The sequence below is a fragment of the Deinococcus murrayi DSM 11303 genome, from assembly GCF_000482805.1.
GTDB classification, from domain to species: domain Bacteria; phylum Deinococcota; class Deinococci; order Deinococcales; family Deinococcaceae; genus Deinococcus; species Deinococcus murrayi.
In genome coordinates this window covers 1-11289 of record NZ_AXWT01000041.1, presented here as the reverse complement: position 1 = coordinate 11289, position 11289 = coordinate 1, and the positions used below count along the sequence as shown (strand labels likewise).

Here is an 11289-nt window from a genome sequence, read left to right as displayed (position 1 = left end):
GGGAGGCGGTGGTATGATGCGCGGCAGTTCGGTTCCGCTCGGCGCCCCTTGCTCGGCGCACGCGGACGAATGGCCCCTGTCGGCCCCTTCCTCCCGATTTCCACCCTGCACGTGCCCCGCGCCCTGGCCCCAGCGGTCAGGCCGCGCCGGCTGGCCCCTGGCCGCGCACGTGCCCCCCGAAAGGTCTGCATGGAACTGACCCCCCGCGTGCCCCCGCACAGCAACGACGCTGAAATCAGCGTGTTGGGCAGCATTCTGCTCGACAATGACACGCTGACAGTCCTGGGCGATACCGTCTCCGCCGAGATGTTCTACCGCGAAGGCCACCGCAAAATCTTTGCGGCGATGCGGGGCCTACAGGAGCGGGGCGAACCCGTCGACCTCGTGACCCTGAGCGAGGAACTGCGGGTCAGGGGCCAGCTCGATGAGGTGGGCGGCGTGACCTACCTCGTTGGGCTAGCTGACCAAGTGCCCACCGCCGCCTATGCCGAGCATTACGCCCGCATCGTGCAGGAAAAGTACACCCTGCGGCAGCTCATCAGCGCGTCGGGCAAGGCGATGCAGCTCGCCTATGAGGGCCAACTCCCCCTCGAAGACCTGCTGGACCGCGCCGAGAAGATGATTTTCGAGGTCGCTGAGCAGAAGAAAAAGGGCGAGGCCTTTCAGGCGATGGGCGAGGTCGTCCATGACACTTTCGAATACATCACCCTGCTGCACCAGAGCCGCGGCATTCCCGACGGCGTGAGCACGGGCTTTCGCGACCTCGACGAGCAGATTTCGGGCCTGCAAAAGGGGAGCCTGAATGTGCTCGCGGCGCGGCCGAGTATGGGAAAGACAGCGTTCGCGTTGTCCATCGCCCAGAACGTCGCCCTGCGCGGCGAGAAGACGGTCGCCGTCTTCAGCCTGGAGATGCCTTCCGTTCAACTCGCCCTGCGAATGCTGTGCTCTGAAGCGCGGGTGGACATGAACCGCATCCGCTCTGGCCAGCTCAATGAGCGCGACTTCGAGCGCCTTGCGCACGCGGCGGGACGGCTGGCCGATGCACCGATGGTGATTGACGACGAGCCGGACCTCACCCTCAATGCGCTGAGGAGCAAGCTCCGTCGCATCGCCGCGCAGTACGGCCAACTCGGTTTGGTCGTGATTGATTACCTCCAGCTCATGTCGGGCGGCAAGAGCAGCGGCGGCAGTGACAACCGCCAGCAGGAAATCAGCACGATTTCGCGCGGCCTGAAGGGACTGGCGCGAGAGCTAGAAGTGCCCATCATCGTTCTCTCGCAGCTCAGCCGCGCAGTGGAGCAAAGGCCAAATCATAGGCCGATGCTGTCGGACCTGCGCGAGTGCGTGACGGGGGACACTTTGGTCACCCTCGCGGATGGGCGGCGCGTGCCCATCGCGGCGTTGGTGGGCACCCAGCCAGAGGTGCTGGCGATGCGCGAGGACGGCCAGATCGTGCTTGCCCTCAGCGAACTGGTCTGGGAGGTCGGCCCGCGGCCCGTGCTGGAACTTGTCACCCGCAGTGGGCGGCGGTTGCGGGCGACGGGTGGGCACCGTGTCTACCGACTCGGCGGCTGGGTCACGCTGGACGAGCTGCGCCCCGGTGATCGGCTGGCCCTGGCCCGCCGCGTCCCGGAGCCTCCTGGAGCCGAGGCGGGCCACTGGACCGAGGACCGGGTGGCCCTCCTCGCCCACCTGATAGGGGATGGCAGCTTCCTGCCGGGGCAACCGCTGCGCTACACGACCGCTTCGGAGGAGAACAGTGCCCTGGTGACCCGTACGGCGCAGGGTCTGGGGTCCACCGTGACCCGGCACGCGGGGCGCGGCCACTGGCACCAACTGGTCATCTCCGGGAACGGCAACCGCTGGCATCCGGCGGGGGTGGGGGCCTGGCTCAAGAGCCTGGGCGTCTTTGGGCAGCGTTCCGCCGAAAAGCGGGTGCCAGAAGAGCTGTTCCGTCTACCCAATCCGCTGGTCGCCACCTTCCTGCGCCACCTGTGGGCGACCGACGGCTGCATCCACGTCCGGGAACGTGGGGGGGCAAGCCGGGTCTATTTCGCGACCTGTAGCGAGGGTCTGGCCCGCGACGTGGCCGCTCTGCTGCTGCGCTTCGGGATTGTGGCGCGGCTGCGGGCGGTCCCGCAAAAGACACGGCCCGTCTGGAATGTGGACGTGAGTGGCTCGGAAGCGCAACTCGCCTTTCTGGAGAAGGTCGGCACCTTTGGCCCCCGCACGGGGGCGGGCGAGCGGCTGCGGGCGCTGCTGGCGTCGCGGCCCGGCAACACGAACGTGGATACCCTTCCGGAAGAAGTGTTTGAGCGGGTGCGGGCCGGAATGCGCGAGCGGGGGCTGACCGGGCGGGCGATGGCCGCTGCGCGGGGCACGAGCTACGGCGGAACCTCCCACTTCCGTTTCGCCCCGTCGCGCTCGGTGGTGGCGGAATATGCCGAGCTGCTTGACGACGCTACGCTCCGCGAATGGGCACAGAGCGACCTCTACTGGGATGAGGTGGTCAGCATCACGCCCGCCGGGGAAGAGACCGTCTACGACCTGACCGTGCCCGGTCCAGCGTCCTGGTTGGCCGATGGAGTGGTCAGCCATAACTCAGGTGCGATTGAGCAAGATGCAGACATCGTGATGTTTATTTACCGCGACGAGTATTACAACAAGGAAACAGACCAACAGGGCATCGCCGAAATCATCATCGGCAAGCAGCGCAACGGCCCGGTAGGGACGGTCAAGCTCCAGTTTCATTCGGCCCACGTGCGGTTCAATGACCTCGCGCCGGAGGGCATCTGATGCCGGAGGACGTGAAGGCGGCAGCTACGGGACAAGGGGCCAGCCAACGGCGGCGACGGCGGCGGCGCTCGCCCCGGCCTCCCGCTCCAGGTCAGGTGTCGGGGGCGACAGCGGTGCCGGTGCCCGCCGCCCCCCAAAAGCGCGGGCAAAAGCGGGCGCTCGCCGCCCCCCGCATCGGGGTGGGCTGCATCGTACTGCGCGGCGACGAGATTTTGCTGGTGCGGGAACGGGGCCGCTGGTCGCTGCCCAAGGGCGGCCTGGAGGCGGGCGAACTCGTGCAGGACGGGGCGCGGCGCGAAACCTACGAGGAAACTGGCCTCGTCGTCGAACTGCGCGACCTCGCCTTTATCGTGGAGTTTCAGGCGCAGACCTGGGGACATCACCTCCAGTTCTTCTACACCGGGCGCGAGGTGGGCGGGAGCCTCGCCCCCCGCGACCCCGACCGCGACGTGCAAGAAGCCCGCTTCGTGCCCATTCGGCAACTGCGCGAGTTCATCCGCTTCCGGCCCCGGCTGGTGTCGCTGGAAACCTGGCTGCGCGAGCGACGGCCCCGGCACTTCGTCTTCAACCTCGACCAGGAACCGGCCATGCTGCGCAAGCGGCGGCGGGTGGGCGTGGGGGCCGTGGGGCCTGCCCTCTCCGACGAACCGACCGACGAAGCCGACCTCTGACCCCCTCCCGCTATTCTGCTAACATCAGAATATGAGGCGGTCTTTACGTGTATCTGGGCACACGGAGGGTGCGGCGGCCCCCCCAGCAAGCGGGCGCGGCTATGCCCACGTGTGTCCCTTCTGCGGGCGGGAGCTGGACCTCTATGACCTGCGTGACGGTGACCAAGGCTACTGGTGCGTGCCCTGCGCCCGTGGGCACCGAGCGGGCGACCTGCCGCCGGGAGCGCTGCGCCCCTTGCCGGAGGCGAGCTGATAAGCATTCCGGTTGAGCAGTTCTGGAAGAACTGGAACCCCGACTGGCAGGAGAAGGCAAGGCGGTGACCCAGAGGAGTGGAAGCACCGAAGCGAAGCGCAGGGGCTGGAACGGATTCTCCGGAATCCGTCTGACCGCGCCTTGCCCCAGCGGGGACGGTATCTTGCAGGCATGAGTCTCCCTGCTGCCCCGGCTCCCCTTCCGCCTGACCTTCCCGTGCTGTCGGGGCAGGTCGTGGCGGTGACGGGGGCCGACCAGGGCTACGGGCGCACCGTGAGCGCACGGCTGGCGCGGGCGGGGGCCAGCGTGATTCTGATTGGCGGGAACTCCGAGTCGCTTGCCGCTGCCGCGAGCAGCTTGGAGCTGGTGGGGGGCACCGCGATTCCCCTCAAGGCGGACGTGGGGGTCCCGCTCGACTGGCTCAGCGCCCAAAACCGCATCCTCGAAATCTTTGGGGCGCTGCACGGGATTGTGCACCTGGCCGATAAGCGGGCACATACGGATTTCACCCTGCTCAGCGAAGCCGAGTGGATGGACCTGTTCAACTGCAATGTCAAGAGCAGCGTCGCCATCGCGCAGATTGTGCGCCGCCGCCTGAGCGGAACCTGGCTCACCATCGTGGGGCCGCACCTCGACGAGCAGGGCCTGCACGCCCATCCCCAGCGCGGCGCGATTCGCGGGCTGGTCGAGCATGCCCACCTTGAAGACCTGCGGGTCAATCTGGTGCTGCCCTCGCGGGCCAGCGGCGGCGAAGAAGCCCTGGATAGGCCCCTGGGGGACGCGGTGCTCGCGCTGGCGGCCCCCTCGCTCGCGCACCTGCGTGGGGTGGTGCTGGAGGTGCCGCTGCCGCCGCTGCCCAGGGTGCGTCCCGCCGAGTCGGAGGCGCTGCTGCGGTGAGGTGCCCGTACTGCTCGGCCCCCGACTCACGGGTCGTGAACTCGCGGCCCAGCGACGACGGCGCGTCCATTCGCCGCCGCCGCGAGTGCTCGCACTGTGCCCGGCGTTTTACGACCTACGAGCGGGCGCAACTCGAACCGCTGATGGTCCTCAAGCGCGGGGGCCTGCGCGAGGCGTTTAACCCCGACAAGCTGCTGCGCGGCCTGACCCTCGCCACCGAGAAGCGCCCGGTCGACCCCGAACGGCTGCGTGCCTTTGCCTACGGCTTCGAGGACGAGGTGGGTGTGCCCGAAATCACCAGCGGCGAAATCGGCAAGCGGGCGATGAACTTTCTGCGCCCCCTCGACGACGTGGCTTACATCCGCTTTGCCAGCGTGTACCGTGACTTTGACAGCCTAGAACGTTTTATCGAGGAGATTCGCGGCCTGAAGGGCGAAGGGGAAGGGGAGAGCTAGCACCGGGCGGCGGCATTCTCGACAGACGGCACCCCCTTTCCCTGATATTGATAATGAGTTATCGTTACCGCTATGGCGCTCGCTTCTGCCTCTGCTTCGGCCCCCCCCGCTCTAGCGGGTCGCTCGTCCGTGCCCATCACCGTGCTGTGCGGCTTTTTGGGGGCGGGCAAAACCACGCTGCTCAACCACTTGCTCTCGCAGGCGGAAGGCCGCCGGGTGGCTGTCATCGTCAACGAGTTCGGGGCGGTCAACATTGACGCTGGGCTGGTCGTCAAAACCGACGAGCAGACGATTGAGCTGTCTAGCGGCTGCATCTGCTGCACCCTGCGCGGCGACCTGTTGCAGGCGGTCGATGAACTGCTGCGGACCCGCGACCTCGACCACATCCTGATTGAGTCGACCGGCATCGGGGAGCCGCTGCCCATCGCCCAGAGCTTTTGCCTGACGCCGGATGAGCTGGCGCTGGAGCCGAGTCCCGGCGAGCCGCCCCTGCCTGACCTCACCGGGCGCGTTCACGTCGACGCGATGGTCACTGTGGTGGACGCCGCGCAGTTTTTCTCGCTGTGGAACCGCGAGGACGCCATTCCGGGCGACGAACAGGAACGCGGCTTCGGAGAACTGCTCGCCGAGCAACTGGAGTTCGCGGACGTGGTGGTCCTGAACAAGCTCGACCTCGCCGCGCCGCAGGACGTGACGCGGCTGCGCGAACTCGTCGCCCTCACCAATCCTCGCGCCCGCATTCTGACCGCCACCCGCGGCGGGGTGCCCGTCTCGGAGGTGCTCGGCGTGGGCCTCTTTGACCTTCAGGCCGCCATGCAGCTCGACGCCTGGAGAGAGGAGCTGGAAAAGGAACACACGCCGGAATCCGAGACCTACGGGCTGGGCACCCATATCTACCGCTCGGAGCGCCCCTTTGACCGCGAGCGCCTCGCGGCGGCGCTGACCGCCGGGTTGCCCCACAACGTGCTTCGGTCCAAGGGCTGGGTGGATGTGGGGGATGGGCTGGCGACCCTGTGGAACCACACCGGGCGACAGCTCGTGCTGGAGCCGGCGGGCACCTGGCACGCTCCGGAAGAAGCCTTCAGCGAAGTGGTCTTTATCGGGCAAGACCTCGACCCGGCGGCGCTGGACGCGCTGCTTGACGGGGCGCTGAGGCCGGAGGCGGGGCGCTGATGGGACGGCTTCACTCCTGGCGCGGCTTCCTGCGGCGGGGCGCAGCTCCGCTCCTGCTGGCTTGGTGTTCCGTCGCAGCCGCACAAAAGCCCGTCGTGGTCGTGTCCTTTCAGCCGCTCTATGACGTGGTGGCGCGGGTGGCGGGCGAGGCCGCCCAGGTCGAGCGGGCCGCGCCGTTGGGGGCCAGCCCCCACACCTTTGACCCCACCGTGCGCGACATTGCGCGGCTGCGCGGGGCCGACTTGGCCGTCATGGCGGGGCTAGGGGCCGACTCCTGGCTAGAAAAATACGTGCGGGCCAGCGGCAGCCGGGCGCAGGTGCTGAAGCTCGGCGAGCGCCTGACCTTTTCGCGGCTGCGCTCCGGGCGGGGCACCGACCCGCACTGGTGGCTCGACGCCAGCTTGATGGCCCAGGCCGCCCGCGTGGTGGGGGCGCAGCTCGCCGCCCTCGACCCGACGCAGGCCACCGCCTACCGCACGAGTGCCGAACGGGAGGCCGCACGCCTCAGCGCCCTGCACGAGGAACTGCGGCGCACGCTGGCCCCGGTGCGCGGCGGCAAGCTCGTGACCTTCCACAACGCCTTTGGCTATTTCGCCCGCGCTTACGGCCTGGAGGTGGTGGCGACCCTCGCCCCCCTAGAGGGCACCGAACCCAGCGTGCGGACCCTCGCGCAGGCGGTGCAGACCATTCGTTCGGCGGGAGTCAAGGCCGTGTTCGCCGAGCCGCAGCTGCCGCCCGGCCCGGCCCGCGCCGTCGCCGCGGAAGCGGGCGTCCCGCTCTACCTCCTCGACCCGGAGGGCAGCGCGCAGACGCCCGGTTACGCCGAGATGATGCGCCGCAACCGCGACACGCTGCTGCGGGCGCTCCGCTAGGCCGCGCTCTGCGCTTTCCCCCCTGTTCTTCCCGTCTTCTCCCTGGACCTGCCCGGTCCAGTTCCCTCCCTCAGGAGTCCTCATGCAAAAGCTGCTGCTGTCCGCCCTGACTGCCGCCCTCGCCCTCGTGCCCGCTGCTGGGGCCGAGACGACCGCCACGCGCCTCGTCGTGGCGGATGCCAAGACCCACGTGCTGAGCGTGGTGGACCTCGCCCAGGGGCAGACGCTCGCCCGCTTTGGCACACCGGGCAAGCTCAGCGGGCTGTACACCGGGCCGGGGGGCACCCTGGCCTACGCCCTGCACCGCGACGACCACCGCGTGACGGTGCTGCATTCCGGCCTGGAGACGGTTGACCACGGCGACCACCGCGACCTGGTGGAAAAGCCGCCGCACGTGCTCGCCACCCTGAATGTGGGACGGCAGCCTACCCACTTCTTTGCGCGGGACGAGCGCGTCGCCATCTTTAATGACGCGAGCGGCGACGTGGCCGTTTTTGGCGAGGCGTTGCTGGGCAAGACGAACGACATGCAGGTCGTCAAGGTGGCGCAGCCGGACCACGGGGCACCCGCCCTGATAGGGGACGTACTGCTCAGCGGCTACCTGCGCCTAGGCCGGGTGGATGCCTACGACGTGAGGACGGGCCGCCTGCTCCAGACCCTGGATGCGCCCTGCCCCGCCCTGCACGGGGAGGCGGTGCGGGGACAGACAGCCTATTTCGGCTGCGCGGATGGGGTGCTGGCCGTCACCGTTCAGGCCCAGCAGCTCCGCGCCCGCAAACTCGGCCATCCGGCGCAGACGCCGCCGAGCACCCGCGTGGGCACCGTCGCGGCGCACGAGAAGAGCACCGTCGTGTACGGCAACTTCGGGAACGGTCTCGCCCGCTGGACCGCCCAGGATGCGGCGCTCACGCCCGTGGCGTTGCCCGCCGCGCCCCTGAAGTTCACCTTCACCGCTGACGGGCAGCGGCTGGTTGTGCTGACCGCGGACGGCGGACTGCACCTCCTGCACGCGCCCACGGGCCGCCTGCTGCGGAGTGCCCCGGTTGTCCCACCCACCGACGCTGCCGACAAGGCGGCGGTCCGGCCCGCCTTGGCCGTGGGGGCTGACCACGCCTATGTCAGCAGCCCCACGGCGGGTGAGGTGGTGGAGGTCTCGCTGACCGACCTGAAGGTCACGCGCCGCCTGGCGGTGGGAGGCACCCCGGCCCACCTCACGCTGACGAGCGCGGCGGGCGAGCGCCACTGACACGGACTCCGCTTGAATCGCCCACGCAGTGATTCAGGCCCCAGAGAGGCGAGAAGGAGAAAAACAGGTGCCGGGCGTGGAGCCATAAGCCAGTCCTCCTGCAAGGACGGGACAAGAAAGTCGAGGGGGCAGCGGGGCCAGTGATAAACTGGGATTGATGAGTCAAACCGCCCCCGCTGCGCCCTCCTCGCTGACGGTGCTCAAGGCGCTCGCCCACGACCTCCGCTACGAGTTGGTGCGCATCCTGGCGCGGGGCGAGCGCTGCGTCTGCGACCTCGAAGCCCTGCTGGGGCTGCCACAGAGCAAAGTCTCCTATCACCTGGGCGTGCTGCGGGACGCGGGCCTGATTGCCGGGGAGCAGCGGGGTCGCAACAGCTTTTACCGCCTGCGGCCAGAGCCGCTCTATCTGCTGGGCGGCACCCTGCTGCAAGACCTCTTCCTCGCCGAAACTCCCCTGACCCACCAACCTCATTCGGTGTGTTAGGGTGCGGTCCGTGATTCGCGTTCTCATCCTGTGCACGCACAACTCGGCCCGGTCGCAGATGGCCGAGGCCCTCACCCGCGACGCCGCCCGCCGGGCGGGGCTGGACCTGGAGGTTCATTCCGCCGGAACCGAGGCCACCCGCGTCAAGGACGACGCCAAAACCGTCATGGCCGAGCTGGGCCTGAGTTTGGACGGCCACACCAGCAAGACCCTGCATGACGTGCCTGACTCCCAGAACTTTGACTATGTGGTCACAGTGTGTGACAGCGCCGCCGAAGCCTGCCCGGTCTATCCCGGTCAGACCGTGCGGCGGCATTACCCATTTGTCGACCCTTCGGGCGGCAGCCTGGAGCGGTGGCGCGAGGTTCGCAACCAACTGCGGGCGCAGATGGAGGCGTTCGTGCAGGCCCTGAGAGAGGGGCGGCCCGTGCCCGATAGCTACGCCGACAGCCCCGCCGTCACCGCCCGCTAAGCGATGCTTCTCGCCTTCCTTATCTTCCTGCTCACCCTCGTCCTGGTGATTTGGCAGCCGCGCTTTCGGCTGCAACCCGGCGGCTTGGGCATCGGCTGGAGCGCTTCGCTGGGGGCGCTCCTCGCCCTGCTCACGGGGGTGGTCAGCGTGTCCGACATCCCGGTCGTGTGGAACATCGTCTGGAACGCGACCTTCACGTTCATCGCCCTCATCATCATCAGCCTCCTCCTCGACGAGGCGGGCTTTTTCAGGTGGGCGGCCCTGCACGTCGCCCGCTGGGGGAGTGGGCGCGGCCACCTGCTCTTTGCCCTGGTCGTCTTGCTGGGGGCCGCCGTCAGCGCCCTCTTTGCCAATGACGGCACGGCGCTGATTCTCACGCCCATCGTGCTGGCCATGCTGTTGGCGCTGGGCTTTAGCCCCGCCGCCACCCTCGCCTTCATCCTGGCGACGGGCTTTATCGCCGACAGCGCCAGCCTCCCCCTCGTCATCAGCAACCTCGTCAACATCGTTAGCGCCGATTACTTTGGCCTGAGCTTTGAGGAGTACGCCTCGGTGATGGTTCCAGTGAACGTCGCCTCCGTGCTCGCCAGCCTCGGCGTGCTGTACCTGATGTTCCGGCGCGGGATACCGGGCCGCTATGAGGTCCACAAGCTGGAAGCCCCCGCGAGCGCGGTGCGCGACCCCGCCGTCTTCCGGGTGGGCTGGGTGGTGCTGGGGGTGCTGCTCGTCGGGTACTTTGCGGCGGAGACACTGGGCGTACCCGTCAGTGCCGTCGCCGTGCTGGGGGCCGCCCTTCTGTGGGTCGTCGCTGCTCGCGGGGAGGTTGTGAGCACCCGCAAGGTGCTGCGGGGGGCACCCTGGCAAATCGTCCTCTTTTCGCTGGGGATGTACCTGGTGGTCTATGGCCTCCGAAACGCCGGGCTGACCGACCTGCTCGCCGGGCTGCTTGACCGCCTGGCCGCCGGGGGCTTGTGGACGGCCACCCTGGGCACGGGGTTTTTGATGGCCTTTGTCGCCAGCGTGATGAACAACATGCCCAGCGTGCTCATCGGTGCCCTCGCCATCGAATCGAGCGGCGCGACGGGCGCGATTCAGCACGGCATGATTTACGCCAACGTCGTCGGCAACGACCTCGGCCCCAAAATCACGCCCATCGGCAGCCTCGCGACCCTGCTGTGGCTACATGTGCTCGCGAGCGGGGGCGTGCGCATCGGGTGGGGGCAGTATTTCCGCGTGGGCATCGTGCTGACGCTCCCGGTGCTGCTCTTCACCCTGCTGGCGCTGGCGTGGCGGCTGTCCTGACAGACCAGAGGCTTTCAACGGGAACGGGCGTGAGAGGACATCTCCCCTCTCACGCCCGTTCCTGCGCGGGTGGTCAGCCGGGCTAGGGTGGCGCTCCGGTCGGCTCAGAAAGGTTGACTCCCTTTCTGAGCACCGCCCTAGAGGCTGCCAAGAACGTCAGGCAAAAAGCGGTCTGAGGTTGTGGCAGAGCAGAACGCAGGCGGCGAGGAAGTGGAAGCCGACCAGCGTGGAGGGGAGGCGCTCCAGGTCCCGGCTGAGTCTTCGGAAGCGTGCCAGCCATGCGAACGAGCGTTCAACGACCCAACGTTTCGGGAGCAGGATGAACCCCTTGGTCGCCTCTGGACGCTTCACGACGACCAGCTCGACCCCTGCCTGGGTCGCGTCTAGTGCGGTCTGAACCCCGGTGTAGCCCTGATCCACGAACGCGACTTCCACCTTGGCTCCGGTGGCTTCCTGCACCTCCAGGCACAGGTCTTTGACCTGTGCCCTGTCCTGTTCGTTCGCTGGGGAAGTGAGGATAGCCAGCACGTGCCCCAGGGTGTCCACAGCCAGGTGAACCTTGGTGCCCTTGCGCTTCTTGGCCCCGTCATACCCTGCACGATGACCGCTCTCGGGTGTGCTTTGCAGGGTTCGGCTGTCCATGACCACGGCGGACGGCTCAGGGGCGC

Annotated in this window: 12 protein-coding genes; 11 read left to right on the top strand and 1 reads right to left on the bottom strand. The window is 68.1% G+C overall.

The window, feature by feature from the left end:
* Positions 1 to 189: 189 nt before the first annotated feature.
* The 11 genes from H565_RS0108710 to H565_RS0108665 all read left to right on the top strand — a co-directional run bounded on the left by H565_RS0108710 (position 190) and on the right by H565_RS0108665 (position 10621).
* The gene (locus H565_RS0108710; protein WP_027460698.1) at positions 190 to 2796 is read left to right on the top strand and encodes a replicative DNA helicase; all 2607 of its coding nucleotides are present in this window, start codon (positions 190 to 192) and stop codon (positions 2794 to 2796) included.
* Positions 2796 to 3467 (top strand): NUDIX domain-containing protein, encoded by a 672-nt coding sequence (locus tag H565_RS0108705; protein WP_027460697.1) that lies wholly within the window; start codon positions 2796 to 2798, stop codon positions 3465 to 3467. Before H565_RS0108710 ends, H565_RS0108705 begins: the two co-directional genes overlap by 1 nt.
* Before the next feature lie 31 nt (positions 3468 to 3498).
* A complete protein-coding gene (locus H565_RS16060; RefSeq protein ID WP_084542933.1) occupies positions 3499 to 3720 on the top strand; it encodes a hypothetical protein in 222 nt (73 codons plus the stop codon).
* 171 nt (positions 3721 to 3891) lie between these two features.
* Positions 3892 to 4617: an SDR family NAD(P)-dependent oxidoreductase gene (locus tag H565_RS0108700; protein WP_034408946.1), complete on the top strand. Its 726-nt coding sequence runs from the start codon at positions 3892 to 3894 to the stop codon at positions 4615 to 4617.
* Positions 4614 to 5072: a transcriptional regulator NrdR gene (gene nrdR, locus H565_RS0108695; protein WP_027460695.1), complete on the top strand. Its 459-nt coding sequence runs from the start codon at positions 4614 to 4616 to the stop codon at positions 5070 to 5072. Before H565_RS0108700 ends, nrdR begins: the two co-directional genes overlap by 4 nt.
* A gap of 72 nt (positions 5073 to 5144) precedes the next feature.
* Positions 5145 to 6245, top strand: a complete 1101-nt coding sequence (locus tag H565_RS0108690) for a CobW family GTP-binding protein (protein WP_051363501.1) — start codon at positions 5145 to 5147, stop codon at positions 6243 to 6245.
* Entirely contained in the window at positions 6245 to 7117 is an 873-nt protein-coding gene (locus H565_RS0108685) for a metal ABC transporter substrate-binding protein (protein ID WP_027460693.1), read from the top strand. Before H565_RS0108690 ends, H565_RS0108685 begins: the two co-directional genes overlap by 1 nt.
* Before the next feature lie 82 nt (positions 7118 to 7199).
* Positions 7200 to 8363, top strand: coding sequence for a hypothetical protein (locus H565_RS14865; protein WP_051363500.1), 1164 nt, complete (start codon positions 7200 to 7202; stop codon positions 8361 to 8363).
* A 157-nt stretch (positions 8364 to 8520) separates the two neighbouring features.
* Positions 8521 to 8847 (top strand): ArsR/SmtB family transcription factor, encoded by a 327-nt coding sequence (locus H565_RS0108675; protein ID WP_027460692.1) that lies wholly within the window; start codon positions 8521 to 8523, stop codon positions 8845 to 8847.
* Between the two features lie 10 nt (positions 8848 to 8857).
* Positions 8858 to 9319 (top strand): arsenate reductase ArsC, encoded by a 462-nt coding sequence (locus H565_RS0108670; RefSeq protein WP_027460691.1) that lies wholly within the window; start codon positions 8858 to 8860, stop codon positions 9317 to 9319.
* A 3-nt stretch (positions 9320 to 9322) separates the two neighbouring features.
* Positions 9323 to 10621 carry an arsenic transporter gene (locus H565_RS0108665; protein ID WP_027460690.1) on the top strand — a complete coding sequence of 433 codons (1299 nt, stop codon included), beginning with the start codon at positions 9323 to 9325 and terminating at the stop codon, positions 10619 to 10621.
* 156 nt (positions 10622 to 10777) lie between these two features.
* Here H565_RS0108665 and H565_RS0108660 read toward each other — a convergent pair.
* The coding region (locus H565_RS0108660) for an IS5 family transposase (RefSeq protein WP_027460689.1) at positions 10778 to 11289 on the bottom strand (512 nt) is incomplete at its 5' end.

Coding starts and splice junctions, on each gene's coding strand:
- H565_RS0108675 (WP_027460692.1), top strand. CDS start 8,521: ATGAGTCAAACCGCCCCCGCTGCGCCCTCCTCGCTGACGGTGCTCAAG.
- H565_RS0108690 (WP_051363501.1), top strand. CDS start 5,145: ATGGCGCTCGCTTCTGCCTCTGCTTCGGCCCCCCCCGCTCTAGCGGGT.
- H565_RS0108705 (WP_027460697.1), top strand. CDS start 2,796: ATGCCGGAGGACGTGAAGGCGGCAGCTACGGGACAAGGGGCCAGCCAA.
- H565_RS0108665 (WP_027460690.1), top strand. CDS start 9,323: ATGCTTCTCGCCTTCCTTATCTTCCTGCTCACCCTCGTCCTGGTGATT.
- H565_RS16060 (WP_084542933.1), top strand. CDS start 3,499: ATGAGGCGGTCTTTACGTGTATCTGGGCACACGGAGGGTGCGGCGGCC.
- H565_RS0108685 (WP_027460693.1), top strand. CDS start 6,245: ATGGGACGGCTTCACTCCTGGCGCGGCTTCCTGCGGCGGGGCGCAGCT.
- H565_RS14865 (WP_051363500.1), top strand. CDS start 7,200: ATGCAAAAGCTGCTGCTGTCCGCCCTGACTGCCGCCCTCGCCCTCGTG.
- H565_RS0108700 (WP_034408946.1), top strand. CDS start 3,892: ATGAGTCTCCCTGCTGCCCCGGCTCCCCTTCCGCCTGACCTTCCCGTG.
- H565_RS0108710 (WP_027460698.1), top strand. CDS start 190: ATGGAACTGACCCCCCGCGTGCCCCCGCACAGCAACGACGCTGAAATC.